The organism is Streptomyces katrae, from assembly GCF_000717655.1.
GTDB lineage: Bacteria > Actinomycetota > Actinomycetes > Streptomycetales > Streptomycetaceae > Streptomyces > Streptomyces katrae_B.
The window spans coordinates 84828-98742 of record NZ_JNZY01000001.1 but is presented as its reverse complement, the minus strand read 5'-3'; the positions used below and the strand labels follow the sequence as shown (position 1 = coordinate 98742).

The following is a 13915-nucleotide window of genomic DNA, read 5'->3' as shown; positions in this document are numbered from 1 at the left end:
GAGAATCTTCCGCCATGGCACAGCATGCGCCGCCGGCGCGCGGGGCCCGCCTGGGGCGGGCGGCCGGCGCGAACGGCTCGGTCTCGACGGGAAGCACAGTCAACGGAGCGGTCCTCCTGCTCCCCGGAGCGTCCAGATTGTTCCCCGGTCCGGTGCGTCCCCTCGCGCGGGCACTGGTCCGGGCGGGCGGGGCGGACGGGCTGGTCGCGCACATGGTCCTGCACGGCCGGGGGGCCTGCCGGGAGGACGACGCCCGGTGGGCGGCCGGCGAGGTCGTGCGCCGGTACGGGGACGTGCCGGTGTGCCTCGTCGGCTACGACGCGGGCGGCCGGGCGGCGCTGCGGGCGGCGGGCCACGACGCCGTCAACGCGGTGCTGGCGCTGGCCCCTTCCTTAGGCGAGGTCGTCTCGGCGGATTCCCCGGAACCGGTGAAGCAGCTGTCCGGGCGGCAGGTGCTGATCGTGCACGGGACCAACGACGCGCGCAGCGATCCTGAAGCATCGTTTCGCCTGGCGGCGCGGGCGAAGAAGGCGAACCGGGCGACGTGCCGGTTCGAGGTGCACTCGGACGGGCACCGGCTGCGGGAGCACCAGGCGGAAGTCGTGGCGCTGTCCGTGGATTTCGTCCTGGGGGCGATGTTCTCCGGGCGGTACTCGCGGCCGGTGACGGACGCGCTGGCGGCGCCGCCGCCGCTGGGGCTGCGGATGCCGCTCGCCTCCGGGTTCGGGCGGTCTCTGCGGGGCTGACCTGCGGGGGCTACGCCGAGAGCGGGCGGCCGCCCCAGCGTATCGTGAGGAGTGGACTCGGGGTCCTTCTTCGCGGGAGGCGATTCGGCATGGCCGGGATCGTGCGCAAGAGCTTCGACCAGGCGGACGAGACCCGTCCGTTCGAAGACGGCAAGGGCAGGCTGGACGTGATCCAGACGGACGACGGCGCCGTGGGCCGCGCGGTCTTCGAGCCGGGGTGGCGCTGGTCCGAGCACATCAAGCCGCTGGCGGGCACGGACAGCTGCCAGGCCGCCCACACGGGGTACGTGGTGAGCGGCCGGATGAAGGTCGTCATGGACGACGGGGCCAGCGAGGAGTACGGCCCCGGCGACCTCATGCAGATCGCACCCGGACACGACGCCTGGGTGGTCGGCGACGAACAGTGCGTCGCGCTGGACTGGACCGGCTTCGGCCAGTACGCGAAGCCGGCCGGCTGAGCTCCGCCGGCCCCGCCCGCCTCAGCCGACCGGCAGCCACACCGGGTTCGTGAACGCCGCCGGGGCGCCCGGCAGCGGTGGGGCCGTGACGGCCGGGCCCTGATCGGTGATCAGCCGCAGCTCGCAGCCCGGGGCGCCCGTGACGGAGAGCCGGATCAGCACGTCCGCGTCCGGGGCCGCCCGCAGGCGCCGTACGGCCTCGGCGGCGCAGGTGGTGAGCGCGACGGGCAGTTCGTTCCCGGTGGCGGTGGCGGCGGCCACTCCCGGCCCCGGGGTCCGGCGGGACCGGCGGGACCGGCGGGACCGGCGGGACCGGCGGGACCGGCGGGACCGGGCGAGGATGCGGTGGCGCCCGTCGCGGGAGAGGGCTTCGACGGCGAGCTCGGGGCCTTCGAGGTGCTCCTCGACGAGGAGGTCGGTGACCTCGGGGTAGTGCCGTACGGCGGCCTCCGCCCCGGCCGGGCCGGGCCGGTCAGGAGCCGTACGCCCTCGCCGAGGAAGCCGGCGCGGGGTTCGATCGCGCAGGGGAAGCCGATGAGGCCCGCCAGGAAAGGGGATCAACGCGGCGCGTCCGCAGCGGACGAACGAGAGGGGCCGGTCGACGTGTAACGCGTTGGAGCGGGGGCGCGGGCGGCCTTGTCCATGAGGCCGTGACGGCCGCGGGGGTGCCGGGCAGGCCGAGGGCCTCGTCGGCACGGGCGGCGGCGAGCGCCCCGGCGTGGTCGGAGCCGAAGACGCGGGCGCGCCCGCGGCGGACCGCGTCGAGCCGCCCGACGGCGCCGATCAGGCGGCGGTGGTCGCGCCAGTCCGCCCGTACCCGCCGTTCCGCCCCCTCACGGTCGGAGGGCACCGGCGGAACCGGCGCGACCACCACGCGGTGTGCGGGCTCGGCAGGACCGCCATGGGCCCCCGCCCGGTCCTGCGCACCCGCTCCCGCTCCCGTCACCGCGTTTCCCCCTTCACCCGGTGTGACCACTGTGCCGGTTCGGCCTATCCACAAGGTGCCCGACCGGGGGTCGTCTTGCCGCCTTGCGGGAACACGAGGGGTTTATAAACATCCGCAAGCCGGGACGAATATGCATATGCCAGCCGACGAAGCCGACCAGCCGCGCGGGGGCGACCTGAGCCGCGCCGCCCGGCGGCTGTACGCGTACGCCGTGGAGCGGCATTCGTTCGCCGAGGCGGAGGCCACCGAGGCCCTCGGGGCGCGGGCGGCCGCGGCGATCACCGAACTGGCCGCCGCGCACCTGCTCCAGCGGGCCTCCGGCGACGGTCCGGAGCGGTGGAGCGCCGTCGCTCCGCGGGCGGCGGCGGCCCGGGCGCTGGCCCCGCTGGCCCTGCTCGTACGGGAGACCCACGACGAGATGGACCGGCTGCGCGGGCGGCTGGAGACGCTGGTCCCGGCGTACGAGGCGGGGGCGGCGCACCTCGAACGCAACGGGTCGGGGCGGGCGAAGCTGGAGCTGATCACCGATCTGGGGGCGGTGCGCGCGCTGATCGCGGAGCTGGTCGCGGGGTGTGAGCGGGAGCTGCTGACCTCGCAGCCGGGCGGGGGCCGGCCGGTGGAGACGCTGGAGGAGGCGATCGGGCGGGACGAGTCGCTGCTGGCGCGCGGGGTGCGGATGCGCACGGTCTACCAGCACACGGCGCGCTACTCGCGGCCCACGGCAGCGTACGTGGAGCGGGTGACGGCGCTGGGCGCGCAGGTGCGGACGCTGGGCGACGCCCTGATGCGGATGCTGGTCTTCGACGGGCACACGGGGCTGATGGCGGTGCCGGACCGCAGCGGGGCGGCGCTGGTGGTGCGGGAGCCGGCGGTCGTGCACTTCATGGCTTCGGCGTTCGAGCGGTGCTGGGTGGAGGCGGAGCCGTTCCCCACGACGGTGAGCCCGGAGGCGGCCCGCTCGCTCTCGGACGAGCTGCGGCAGACGATCGTGCGGCTGCTGGCGGAGGGGCTGGAGGACAAGGTGATCGCGCGCCGGCTGGGCATGTCGGAACGGACCTGCCAGCGCCACATCGCGGAGATCATGCGCGCTGTCGGCGCCAAGTCCCGCTTCCAGGCAGGCTACTTGCTCTCCTCGGCTGCGCCTGCTGCCGCCTCCGGGGACGAGGCCGGATCCTGACCCGGGTGACCGCCGTGCAGCTCCGGGATCAGCCGGCCGCGGCGGGACAGGAGGAAGCGCTTGAACTCGGCGACCGGGGGCGTGTCGGGGTGACCGTCGAGCCAGGCGACGCCGATCTCGCGGACCGCGCGCGGGGCCGTCACCGTCAGCTCGACCACGCCGGGGCGGGCCACGGCCGGTGGCGGCAGCAGGGCCACGCCGAGACCGGCCGCTACCAGGCCGCGCAGGGTCTCGGCCTCCTCGCCCTCGAAGGCCACCCGCGGGGTGAACCCGGCCTCCGCACACAGGTCGTCGGTGATGCGGCGCATGCCGTAGCCGGGCTCCAGGGTGACGAACGTTTCCTCGGCGGCCTCGGCGAGGCGGATGCGCTTGCGGGTGGCCAGCCGGTGGTCGTCGGGGACCACCAGGCGCAGCCGCTGCACGTCCAGGCGGCGGGTGACCAGGTCGGGGGCGTCGGGGAGCGGTGAGGTCAGGCAGAGGTCGAGCTCGCCGGCCCGCAGCTTCTCGAGCATGGCCTCGCCGTAGTTCTGCACCAGGGAGAAGCGCACGCGCGGGTGGTCGGCGCGGAAGGCGCGGATCAGGCCGGGCACGGTTTCGGGGCCGAGGGTGTGCAGGAAACCGAACGCCACCTTGCCGAAGGCCGGGTCGGCGTCCTGCTGCACCGACTCGGCGGCGCGGGCGATTTCGGCGAGGGCCCGCTCGGCCGAGGCGAGGAAGGTCCGGCCGGCCGTGGTGAGCGCGACGGTGCGGCCCTTGCGGGCGAACAGCGTGACGCCGAGGTCCTGTTCGAGCCTGACCATGGCCCGGGACAGGGTGGACTGCGGAACGCCCAGCTCGTGCGCGGCCCGGGTGACGTGCTCGTGGCGGGCGACGGCGGCGAAATGCGCGAGGCGCGGTGCCAGCAAACCTGTCACCGCGATGTCTTCTTCGTAACGGTTCATTGACAGGCACCCCTCTGAGCTGTGGTCATGCACCAGTGGATCGATTATCGCGATTCTGTGCATTGGACGCATGAAACGGGACGGGTCTACGGTCGTTGCATGCCTCCCGTTCATACCGGGGCGCCCGTCACCACGGGTGCCTCCACCCCGTCGTCTCCTGCCGCACCGGAACCCCGCTCCCCCGGCCGCCCCGGCTACCGCCGCATGAGCCTCGCGCTCTTCGCCGCCGGACTCGCGACGTTCGCCCTCCTCTACTCCACCCAGGCGCTGCTGCCCGCGATCTCCGACGGGTTCGGGGTGACGGCGGGTCAGGCCAGCTGGACCGTGTCCGCGGCCACCGGCGCCCTCGCCCTGTTCGTCCTGCCGCTCAGCGCGCTCTCCGAGCGCTTCGGCCGGACCCGGATGATGACGGTCTCCATGCTGGTCGCCGTCGGCGTCGGCCTCCTCGTGCCGTTCGCGCCAAACCTTGAGTGGCTGGTCGCGCTGCGCGCCGTCCAGGGCGCGGCGATCGCCGGCATCCCGGCCTCCGCGATGGCGTACCTGGCGGAGGAGGTCAAGCCGAAGGCCCTGGTGGGCGCGATCGGCCTGTTCGTGGCGGGCAATTCCATCGGCGGCATGAGCGGCCGCCTCGTCACCGGCTGGGCGGCCCAGGTGTGGGGCTGGCGGGGCGGGCTGCTGGCCGTCGGCGTGATGGCGCTGGCCTGCGCGGCCGCCTTCCTGGTGCTGCTCCCCCGGGCCCGGTTCTTCCGCCCGGCCTCGCTGAACCCGCGCGCGGTGGGCCGTACCGTCGCCCGCCATCTGCGCGATCCGCTGCTGATGCGGCTGTACGGGATCGGCGCGCTGTTCATGACCGTCTTCGGTGCCGTGTACACCGTCATCGGCTACCGGCTGGTCGACGAGCCGTTCTCGCTCGGGCAGGGCGTGATCGGGTCGATCTTCCTGATCTACCTGGTCGGTACGGTCTCCTCCGCCGCCGCCGGGCAGCTGGTGGCCCGGGCCGGGCGGCGCGGGGCGCTGTACCTGGCGGTGACCACGACCGCGCTGGGCCTGCTGCTGTCCCTGGCGGACTCGCTCGCCGCGATCCTGGTCGGACTGGTCCTGATCACCGCCGGCTTCTTCGCCGGCCACGCGGTGGCGTCCGCCGCGGTGAGCCGGACGGCGACGTCGGGCCGCGCGCAGGCCTCGGCGCTGTACCAGTCGGCGTACTACCTGGGCTCCAGCGCGGGCGGCACGCTCGGTGCGCTCGCCTACCACTCGGCGGGCTGGGCGGCCACGGTGGGCATCGCGCTGCTGGCCGTGCTCGGCGTCGTGTCGATCACCCTGTACGGCTCGCACGCGGCCCGCGCGGAGCGGCGTCACGGCGCGCTGGCCGCCGCACGCTGATACGGCCGCGCGCGGATCGCCCGTACGGCATCGGTACGAGCGGAATTACGGAGCCCGGAGGCGCAAGCCGCCCCGGGCTCCGGCGCGTTGTCCCTCACCGCCGGGAAGGCATGAGGGGGTGGGAGGGAGTCCGACGTGAAATCCATGCGGATGCGTACGGGACGGATGCGTACGGGACGGACGCGCACGTGGCGACGTGCGGCGGCGGTGGTCTGCGGGGCGGTGGTGCTCGCGGCCCCGCTGGTGGTCGGCGCGGGCGGGGCGGCGCAGGCCGCCGGCTCGTGCAACGTCACCACGGGGCCGTACCAGCGTCAGGTGGAGCAGTTCCTGGGGCGGCCGGTCGACGGGTGGCAGTCCGCGGCCGACTGCCAGGCGGTCAAGGCGTTCCAGGCGCAGCACGGCATCGCCCCGGCCGCGGGGTACGCCGGGCCGCTGACCTGGCAGACGATGAGCACCATGCTGGCGCAGCGGGCGGCGGGCACGACGCCGGACAAGGACGGCAAGTGCCCGGTGAACCTGGGCCGGATCGCCTGCGTCGACCTGACCCGCCAGCTCAGCTGGGTCCAGGACGGCGCCACCTTGGAGTACGGCCCGGTTCCGGTCCGCACCGGCAAGGACGGCACCGAGACCCGGACCGGCCTGAAGCGGATCTACCACCGCAGCATCGACCACTGGTCGACGATCTACGACGTGTCGATGCCGTACGCGCAGTTCTTCGACGGCGGGATCGCCTTCCACTCCGTCGAGAAGAGCATGTGGAACCCGCCGGGCTCAGGAGGCTGCGTGAACATGCGGCCCGCGGACGCGAAGGCCTATTGGAACCTGCTGGCCAAGGGCGACGACGTGTACGTGTACGGCCGCAAGCCCGGTACCTAGCCAGGGCTTTCCGGCTGCCGTTGTCAGACCCCTCCGGTAGTTTTCGAGGTATCGCACCGACTGGGGGAAGACGCCATGAGTGACCTCGCGACCGGAACCGGCATCGACTCCGACCTGGATGCGGCGATGGACCGCTACCGGGTCGAGCTCACCGGCTACTGCTACCGCATGCTCGGCTCCTCCTTCGACGCCGAGGACGCGGTGCAGGACACGTACGTCCGCGCCTGGCGCAGCTTCGAGAAGTTCGAGGGCCGGTCCTCGCTGCGCTCGTGGCTGTACCGGATCGCCACCAACGTCTGCCTGGACCTGCTGAGCGCGGGGAAGAAGCGGGCCCGCCCGATGGACCTCAGCGCCCCGCAGCACCAGGCGTCCGCGGTACTGAGCCAGTCGCCGGAGGCGACGTGGCTGGAGCCGGTCCCGGACGGGCGGGTGCTGCCGCAGACCGCCGATCCGGCGGAGAGGGCGCTGGCGAAGGAATCCGTACGGCTGGCGTTCGTGGCGGCGCTGCAGCACCTGCCGGCGAAGCAGCGGGCGGTGCTGATCCTGCGCGAGGTGCTGGCGTGGAAGGCGGACGAGGTCGCGGCGCTGCTGGACACGACGGTGGCCTCGGTGAACAGTGCCCTGCAGCGGGCCCGGGCCAAGATGTCCGCCACCCGCATGCGCGAGAGCGAGGCGGCGGACCCGCTGGACGCGGAGCAGGTGAAACTGCTGGAGCAGTACCTCTCGGCCTTCGAGGCGTACGACATCTCGCGGCTGACCACCCTGCTGCACGAGGACGCGGTGCTGTCGATGCCGCCGTTCGACCTGTGGCTGCAGGGGCCGGCGGACATCGCGGCCTGGCATCTGAACCAGGGCATCGGCTGCAAGGGCTCCCGCCTGATCCCGACCACGGCGAACGGCTTGCCGGCCTTCGGCCAGTACCGGCCCCGGGAGGACGGGAAGCCGGGCTGGACGCCGTGGGCGCTGCAGGTCCTGGAGATCTCAGGGGGCCGCATCACCGGCCTGAACGCCTTCCTGGACACCGCCCGCTGGTTCCCCCTGTTCGGCCTCCCCGAGCAGCTCGACGAGTCCGACGAGGTCCAGCAGGGCGCGTAGCGGCGGCCCGGCTCCGGTCACCCGGAACGGCCGCCCCCGCGCGGCGAGCCGCAGCCGGGCCAGGGCCTCGACGGTGGCGAGGTCCGCAGCGGTGACGGCGCCGGCGTCGCACACCACCGCGGTGGCCCCGCCCTCGTACAGCCGGACGAGACGGGCGCACAGCCCCTCCACGTCCCTCGCGGTCGGTCGGGGTCCGGGCAGCACGAGTCGCATGATCTCCACGCAGGGGTGACTGCCGGGCCCGCCCGAACTCATCGGTACGCGGAAAGACGTCGGCGCGGCTCCGGACGGGGAGCCGCGCCGACGCGTTGGGGGGCCGCAGGTCAGGCGATGCGGTCCAGGACGATCGGCGTGGCGGAGAACGCCGTGCCGGCCGGGGCGATGTCGTACGTGCCCTCCAGGGAGGCCAGGGCGTACTCGAACTTCTCCGGGGTGTCCGTGTGCAGGGTCATCAGCGGCTGGCCCGCGGTCACGGTGTCGCCCGGCTTCGCGTGGAGCTCGATGCCCGCGCCCGCCTGCACCGGGTCCTCCTTGCGCGCGCGGCCGGCGCCCAGGCGCCAGGCGCCGACGCCGACGCCGTACGCGTCCAGTCGGGTCAGGACGCCCGAGGACGGGGCGGTGACGACGTGCTGCTCGCGGGCGACCGGGAGGGCCGCGTCCGGGTCGCCGCCCTGAGCCGCGATCATCCGGCGCCAGACGTCCATCGCGGAGCCGTCGGCCAGCGCCTTGGCCGGGTCGGCGTCCTTGATGCCCGCCGCGTCCAGCATCTCGCGGGCCAGCGCCAGGGTCAGCTCGACGACGTCGGAGGGGCCGCCGCCGGCCAGGACCTCGACCGACTCGCGGATCTCCAGCGCGTTGCCGGCCGTCAGGCCGAGCGGGGTGGACATGTCGGTGAGCAGCGCGATCGTCTTGACCCCACTGTCCGTACCGAGGGCGACCATCGTCGAGGCGAGCTCGCGCGCGTCCTCGATGTTCTTCATGAACGCGCCGGTGCCGACCTTCACGTCGAGGACGAGCGAGCCGGTGCCCTCGGCGATCTTCTTCGACATGATCGAGGAGGCGATCAGCGGGATGGCCTCGACGGTGCCCGTCACGTCGCGCAGGGCGTACAGCTTCTTGTCGGCGGGGGCCAGGCCGTCGCCCGCCGCACAGATGACCGCGCCGGTGGTGTCGAGGACGTGCAGCATCTCCTCGTTGGAGAGCAGCGCGCGCCAGCCGGGGATCGACTCCAGCTTGTCCAGGGTGCCGCCGGTGTGGCCGAGGCCGCGGCCCGACAGCTGCGGCACGGCCGCGCCGCAGGCGGCGACGAGCGGGGCCAGCGGCAGGGTGATCTTGTCGCCGACGCCGCCCGTGGAGTGCTTGTCCGCGGTGGGGCGGGACAGGGAGTCGAAGTTCATCCGCTCGCCCGACGCGATCATCGCGGCGGTCCAGCGCTTGATCTCGGCCCGGTTCATGCCGTTCAGCAGGATGGCCATCGCCAGCGCCGACATCTGCTCGTCGGCGACGACACCGCGCGTGTACGCGTCGATGACCCAGTCGATCTGCTCGGGGCTCAGCTCGCCGCGGTCCCGCTTGGTGCGGATGACGGAGATGACGTCCATGTGGTGCTTCCTTCTACGCGCATAGAGATGAGGGGAAAGAAAGACGGAAGGGAGACGGCCCTTCGCCCGGCAGGGCGAAGGGCCGTCGGCACGGCTATCTCAGGTGGTCCGGCCCGAAGGACTGCGGCAGCATCTCGGCCAGCGGAAGGATCCCCTCTGGGGTCTCCACCAGCAGTTCCGGACCGCCGAACTCGAAGAGCAGCTGGCGGCAGCGCCCGCACGGGACGAGGCTCTCGCCCTTGCCGTCCACGCACGTGAAGTGCGTCAGCCGGCCGCCGCCCGTGGCCTGGAGCGCGGAGACCAGTCCGCATTCGGCGCACAGGCTGAGCCCGTAGCTGGCGTTCTCCACGTTGCAGCCGACCACGGTGCGGCCGTCGTCGACGAGGGCCGCGACGCCGACCGGAAAGCCGGAGTACGGGGCGTACGCCCGGGACATGGCCTCCCGGGCGGCGGCCCGCAGGGCCTCCCAGTCCACGTCGGTCACTTGCCCTCGCCCTTGCGGTAGGGCAGGCCGTCGGCCTTGGGCATCCGCAGGCGCTGCGCCGACAGGGCGAGCACCAGCAGGGTCGTGACGTACGGGGCCGCCTCGACGAACTGGCTCGGGACGGCGTCGGTCAGGGCGTACCAGAGGAACAGACCGGCCGCGCAGACCGCCGCCACGCTCGCCTGGACGTGCTTCTTCTTGTACAGGTACCAGCCGAAGGCCACGACGAGCAGGATCGCCAGGAGCAGCAGCATCGCGTGGACGTTCTCGGCGCCGCCGCGCAGCTTGAGGCTGTAGGTGAAGCCGAAGAGGCCGGAACCGAGGGCCGTTCCGCCCGGCATCCAGTTACCGAAGATCATCGCGGCGAGGCCGATGTAGCCGCGGCCGCCGGTCTGGCCCTCCTGGTAGATGCCCGTGGAGACGATCGCGAGGAACGCGCCGCCGAGGCCGGCCATCGCGCCGGAGACGACCACGGCGATGTACTTGTACTTGTAGACGTTCACGCCGAGGGACTCGGCGGCGACCGGGTTCTCACCGCAGGAGCGCAGGCGCAGGCCGAAGGAGGTCCGCCACAGCACCCACCAGGTGGCGGGGACCAGCAGGACCGCGACGACGGTCAGCAGCGAGAGGTTGGTGACCAGGCCGCCGACCACGCCGGCGATGTCCGAGATCAGGAACCAGTGCTTGCCCTGCAGTGTGGCCAGCCAGTCCGACAACCCCGGCACGGTGATCTCCGTGATCGGGTCGATGCGCGGGGACTGCTTGGACGAGCCGCCCGGGGCCTTGTCGAAGGTGAAGTTCGACAGGTACTGGGTGAAGCCGACGGCCAGGATGTTGACCGCCACACCGGAGACGATGTGGTTGACGTTGAACGTCACGGTGATGATCGCGTGGAGCAGGCCGCCGAGGGCGCCGCCGACGATGCCCATGAGGACACCGGTCCACGGACCCCACTGGTAGCCGGCCCAGGCACCGAACCAAGTGCCGAGGATCATCATTCCCTCGAGGCCGATGTTGACGACGCCCGCGCGCTCGGCCCACAGGCCGCCGAGGCCGGCGAGGCCGATCGGGACGGCGAGCTGGAGCGCGCCGGAGATCTGGCCCGCGGAGGTCAGGTCGTCGGCGCCGGAGATGACCCGGACCAGTGAGATCAGGGCGAGGCCGCCCGCGATCATCAGCAGGATCCAGGGCAGGGTGAGCTTGCGTCGGCCGCCGTCCTTCTTGGGCGCGGCGCTCGTCGCGGAAACGGTGCTGGTGCTCACGCCGCGACCTCCTTGTTGTCGGTCTTGAGGGCGTGCCCGGCGGCCAGCTCCCGGCCGACCTTCTGCTGCTGGCGGCGGATGCCGTAGCGGCGGACGAGCTCGTAGCTGACGACGACCGCGATCACGATCAGGCCCTGCATGATCGTGCCGATCTCCTTGGCGTAGCCGGCGGTGTCGAGACCGGCGGCGGCCTTGTCGATGAAGGCGATCAGGAACGCGGAGAAGAAGATGCCGATCGGACTGTTGCGGCCGAGCAGGGCGATGGTGATGCCGGTGAAGCCGATGCCCAGGGGGAAGGACAGGTTGTACGTGTAGGACTCGCCGAGCAGCAGCGGCATGCCGGTCAGACCGGCGACCGCGCCCGAGATGAGCATGGACGTCATGATCATCTTCTTGGCGTCCACGCCGGAGGCCTGCGCGGCGGACTCGCTGGCGCCGGTGGCGCGCAGGTCGAATCCGAAGCGGGTCCGGTTGAGCACGAACCAGTAGACGACGCCGAGGGCGAAGGCCACGAAGGTGAAGCCGTAGACCTCCAGGCCGTCACCGATGGTCAGGGCCGGGAACCGGCCGGACTCCGCGATGTCGCCGGTGGTCAGGTTGTTCGAGCCGGGCGGCTGGACACCGAGGTTCTTCGGGAGGATCAGCCAGGCGATCAGGGCGGTGGCGATGGCGTTGAGCATGATCGTGGAGACGACCTCGCTCACGCCGCGCTTGGCCTTGAGGATGCCGGCGATGCCGGACCAGAAGGCACCGGTGGCCATGGCCACGAGCACGATCAAGAGGATGTGCAGCGGACCGGGCAGCGAGATCGAGGCACCGACCACCGCGGAGATCATCGCCGCGAGACGGTACTGGCCGTCGACGCCGATGTTGAAGAGGTTCATCCGGAAGCCGATGGCGACGGCCAGGGCAGCCAGGTAGTAGATACCGGCCTGGTTGACGATGAGGACCTGGACGTCCTCGTAGCTGGCCTGGTCGATCATGACGCGCAGCGGGTCGATCGGGTCGACGCCCGAGGCGGCCAGCACGATCATGGTCAGGAGGAAGGCGCTGACCAGAGCGAGCGCCGGTCCGGCGACCGCGAGGATCAGCCGGTCCTTGTCGAATTTCTTCATCGGGCCTCGTCCTCCGTCGTGTCACCGTCGGCAGCGTCGGAAGGGGTGTCGTGGGCTTCCAGGTGGCCGCGGGCGGCACCCGTCATGGCGGTGCCGAGTTCCTCGGGCGTGATGGTCGCCGGGTCGGCGTCCGCGACCAGGCGGCCGCGGTAGATGACGCGCAGGGTGTCCGACAGGCCGATCAGCTCGTCCAGGTCGGCCGAGATCAGGAGCACGGCGAGGCCCTCGCGACGGGCCTCCCGGATGGCGTCCCAGATCTGGGCCTGCGCACCGACGTCCACACCGCGGGTGGGGTGGGCGGCGATCAGGAACTTCGGGTTGTGGCTCATCTCGCGGCCGACGATCAGCTTCTGCTGGTTGCCGCCGGAGAGGGAGGACGCGGTCACGTCGATGCCCGGGGTGCGGACGTCGTACTCGCGCACGATCCGCTCGGTGTCCTTGCGGGCGGCCTTGGGGTCGAGGATGCCGCGCTTGGAGTTCGGCGCCTCGGTCACGTGGCCGAGGATGCGGTTCTCCCAGAGCGGAGACTCCAGCAGCAGCCCGTGGCGGTGGCGGTCCTCGGGGATGTAGCCGATGCCGCCCTCGCGGCGCTTGCGCGTGGGCGTGGTGGAGATGTCGGCGCCGTCGAGGGAGATGACACCGCCGTCCGGGATGCTCATGCCCATGAGGGCCTCGATGAGCTCGGTCTGGCCGTTGCCCTCGACACCGGCGATGCCGAGGACCTCACCCTTGTGGATGGTGAAGTCGATGCCGGCCAGCACCTCGCGCACGACGCCGTCGGGGTCGGTGGCGGCCAGGCGCAGGTCCTGGACCCGCAGCATCGGGACGTCGGTGACCGTCGACTCGCGCGTCTCCGGCGAAGGGAGCTCGCTGCCGACCATCAGCTCGGCGAGCTGCTTGGTCGTGGCGGTCTTCGGGTCGGCGGTGCCGACCGTGGTGCCGCGGCGGATGACCGTGATGTCGTCGGCGACCTTCAGCACCTCGCCCAGCTTGTGCGAGATGAAGATGACGGTCAGGCCCTCGGCCTTGAGCTCGCGCAGGTTGTCGAAGAGCGCGTCCACCTCCTGCGGCACGAGCACCGCGGTGGGCTCGTCGAGGATGAGCGTGCGGGCACCGCGGTAGAGGACCTTGAGGATCTCCACGCGCTGCCGGTCGGCGACACCGAGGTCCTCGACCAGGGCGTCGGGGCGCACACCGAGGCCGTACGCGTCCGAGATCTCCAGGATCTTCTTACGGGCCTTGGCGCCGATGCCGTACAGCTTCTCGCCGCCGAGAACCACGTTCTCCAGGACGGTGAGGTTGTCGGCGAGCATGAAGTGCTGGTGCACCATGCCGATGCCGCGGGCGATGGCCTCGCCGGGGTTGGCGAAGGAAACCTGCTCCCCGTCGATGGCGATGGTGCCCTCGTCCGGCTTCTGCATGCCGTAGAGGATCTTCATCAGGGTCGACTTGCCGGCACCGTTCTCACCGATCAGGGCGTGGACCGTGCCCTTGCGGACGGTGATGGCGATGTCCTTGTTGGCGACGACGCCGGGGAAACGCTTGGTGATGCCGTGCAGTTCTACGGCGGGGGGGCTGGACGCGTTGATGACGCACTCTCCTTGGCGCGGAAGGAGCTGGAAAAGCCAAGTTGGCAGGGGCAGGACGGGGATCGGCCGGGCGGGTGGGCGGGAGGAGGACGGTATCGCGTCCACGATGCCTCTACGCGCGTAGCACTGTCGGAAGTGAAAACTTGCGGCCAACTGGCCACAAGGATCACGAAACACGGCTCGGGGCCCGGGAGCGGCACAGGCCGCCCCCCGGACCCCGGAGACCACTACTTCATATCAGA

13 protein-coding genes and 1 pseudogene are annotated in these 13915 nt (G+C 72.1%); 6 read left to right on the top strand and 8 right to left on the bottom strand.

What is annotated here, in order from left to right; all coding sequences use genetic code 11:
• Positions 1–14: 14 nt before the first annotated feature.
• Together IF09_RS0100470 and IF09_RS0100465 are read left to right on the top strand one after the other, a co-directional pair.
• A complete protein-coding gene (locus tag IF09_RS0100470; RefSeq protein ID WP_078612980.1) occupies positions 15–746 on the top strand; it encodes a dienelactone hydrolase family protein in 732 nt (243 codons plus the stop codon).
• Positions 747–835: 89 nt separating this feature from the next.
• Positions 836–1204, top strand: coding sequence for a cupin domain-containing protein (locus IF09_RS0100465; RefSeq protein WP_030290752.1), 369 nt, complete (start codon positions 836–838; stop codon positions 1202–1204).
• 21 nt (positions 1205–1225) lie between these two features.
• On the opposite strand, the gene IF09_RS45405 is transcribed toward IF09_RS0100465, so the two are convergent.
• A complete protein-coding gene (locus IF09_RS45405; protein ID WP_158709886.1) occupies positions 1226–1765 on the bottom strand; it encodes a hypothetical protein in 540 nt (179 codons plus the stop codon).
• Positions 1766–2286: 521 nt separating this feature from the next.
• On the opposite strand from IF09_RS45405, the gene IF09_RS0100450 reads away from it, so the two are divergent.
• Positions 2287–3327 (top strand): helix-turn-helix transcriptional regulator, encoded by a 1041-nt coding sequence (locus tag IF09_RS0100450; protein ID WP_037633582.1) that lies wholly within the window; start codon positions 2287–2289, stop codon positions 3325–3327.
• Between the two features lie 20 nt (positions 3328–3347).
• Here the strand turns inward: IF09_RS0100450 and IF09_RS0100445 are convergent.
• Positions 3348–4268, bottom strand: a pseudogene (locus IF09_RS0100445) (LysR family transcriptional regulator); the annotation flags it as partial.
• Between the two features lie 99 nt (positions 4269–4367).
• Here IF09_RS0100445 and IF09_RS0100440 point away from each other — a divergent pair.
• From IF09_RS0100440 to IF09_RS0100430, 3 genes are all read left to right on the top strand, one after another.
• Positions 4368–5651: an MFS transporter gene (locus IF09_RS0100440; RefSeq protein ID WP_030290744.1), complete on the top strand. Its 1284-nt coding sequence runs from the start codon at positions 4368–4370 to the stop codon at positions 5649–5651.
• Between the two features lie 165 nt (positions 5652–5816).
• Positions 5817–6527, top strand: coding sequence for a L,D-transpeptidase family protein (locus tag IF09_RS0100435; protein WP_030290742.1), 711 nt, complete (start codon positions 5817–5819; stop codon positions 6525–6527).
• A 75-nt stretch (positions 6528–6602) separates the two neighbouring features.
• Positions 6603–7622 carry a sigma-70 family RNA polymerase sigma factor gene (locus IF09_RS0100430; protein ID WP_030290741.1) on the top strand — a complete coding sequence of 340 codons (1020 nt, stop codon included), beginning with the start codon at positions 6603–6605 and terminating at the stop codon, positions 7620–7622.
• Here IF09_RS0100430 and IF09_RS42465 read toward each other — a convergent pair.
• The 6 genes from IF09_RS42465 to IF09_RS0100400 form a co-directional block, all read right to left on the bottom strand.
• Positions 7509–7835 carry an STAS domain-containing protein gene (locus tag IF09_RS42465; RefSeq protein ID WP_106974967.1) on the bottom strand — a complete coding sequence of 109 codons (327 nt, stop codon included), beginning with the start codon at positions 7833–7835 and terminating at the stop codon, positions 7509–7511. The two genes, IF09_RS0100430 and IF09_RS42465, sit on opposite strands and share 114 nt — an antisense overlap.
• 110 nt (positions 7836–7945) lie before the next feature.
• On the bottom strand, positions 7946–9223 hold the full coding sequence (locus IF09_RS0100420) for a thymidine phosphorylase (RefSeq protein ID WP_030290737.1): 1278 nt from the start codon (positions 9221–9223) through the stop codon (positions 7946–7948).
• Positions 9224–9317: 94 nt separating this feature from the next.
• Positions 9318–9707, bottom strand: a complete 390-nt coding sequence (locus tag IF09_RS0100415; protein ID WP_030290735.1) for a cytidine deaminase — start codon at positions 9705–9707, stop codon at positions 9318–9320.
• Positions 9704–10969 carry an ABC transporter permease gene (locus IF09_RS0100410; protein ID WP_030290732.1) on the bottom strand — a complete coding sequence of 422 codons (1266 nt, stop codon included), beginning with the start codon at positions 10967–10969 and terminating at the stop codon, positions 9704–9706. The genes IF09_RS0100415 and IF09_RS0100410 overlap by 4 nt, the downstream gene beginning before the upstream one ends.
• Positions 10966–12084, bottom strand: a complete 1119-nt coding sequence (locus IF09_RS0100405) for an ABC transporter permease (protein WP_030290730.1) — start codon at positions 12082–12084, stop codon at positions 10966–10968. The genes IF09_RS0100410 and IF09_RS0100405 overlap by 4 nt, the downstream gene beginning before the upstream one ends.
• Complete coding sequence (locus tag IF09_RS0100400) at positions 12081–13721, bottom strand: ABC transporter ATP-binding protein (RefSeq protein ID WP_030290728.1); 1641 nt, start codon at positions 13719–13721, stop codon at positions 12081–12083. Before IF09_RS0100400 ends, IF09_RS0100405 begins: the two co-directional genes overlap by 4 nt.
• Between the last annotated feature and the right edge of the window lie 194 nt (positions 13722–13915).

What these genes read in the sequence shown, in the direction of transcription:
- IF09_RS0100405 (WP_030290730.1), bottom strand. Translation starts at nt 12,084, where the DNA reads ATGAAGAAATTCGACAAGGACCGGCTGATCCTCGCGGTCGCCGGACCG.
- IF09_RS0100440 (WP_030290744.1), top strand. Translation starts at nt 4,368, where the DNA reads ATGCCTCCCGTTCATACCGGGGCGCCCGTCACCACGGGTGCCTCCACC.
- IF09_RS0100470 (WP_078612980.1), top strand. Translation starts at nt 15, where the DNA reads ATGGCACAGCATGCGCCGCCGGCGCGCGGGGCCCGCCTGGGGCGGGCG.
- IF09_RS0100465 (WP_030290752.1), top strand. Translation starts at nt 836, where the DNA reads ATGGCCGGGATCGTGCGCAAGAGCTTCGACCAGGCGGACGAGACCCGT.
- IF09_RS0100450 (WP_037633582.1), top strand. Translation starts at nt 2,287, where the DNA reads ATGCCAGCCGACGAAGCCGACCAGCCGCGCGGGGGCGACCTGAGCCGC.
- IF09_RS42465 (WP_106974967.1), bottom strand. Translation starts at nt 7,835, where the DNA reads ATGCGACTCGTGCTGCCCGGACCCCGACCGACCGCGAGGGACGTGGAG.
- IF09_RS0100420 (WP_030290737.1), bottom strand. Translation starts at nt 9,223, where the DNA reads ATGGACGTCATCTCCGTCATCCGCACCAAGCGGGACCGCGGCGAGCTG.
- IF09_RS0100435 (WP_030290742.1), top strand. Translation starts at nt 5,817, where the DNA reads ATGCGTACGGGACGGACGCGCACGTGGCGACGTGCGGCGGCGGTGGTC.
- IF09_RS0100430 (WP_030290741.1), top strand. Translation starts at nt 6,603, where the DNA reads ATGAGTGACCTCGCGACCGGAACCGGCATCGACTCCGACCTGGATGCG.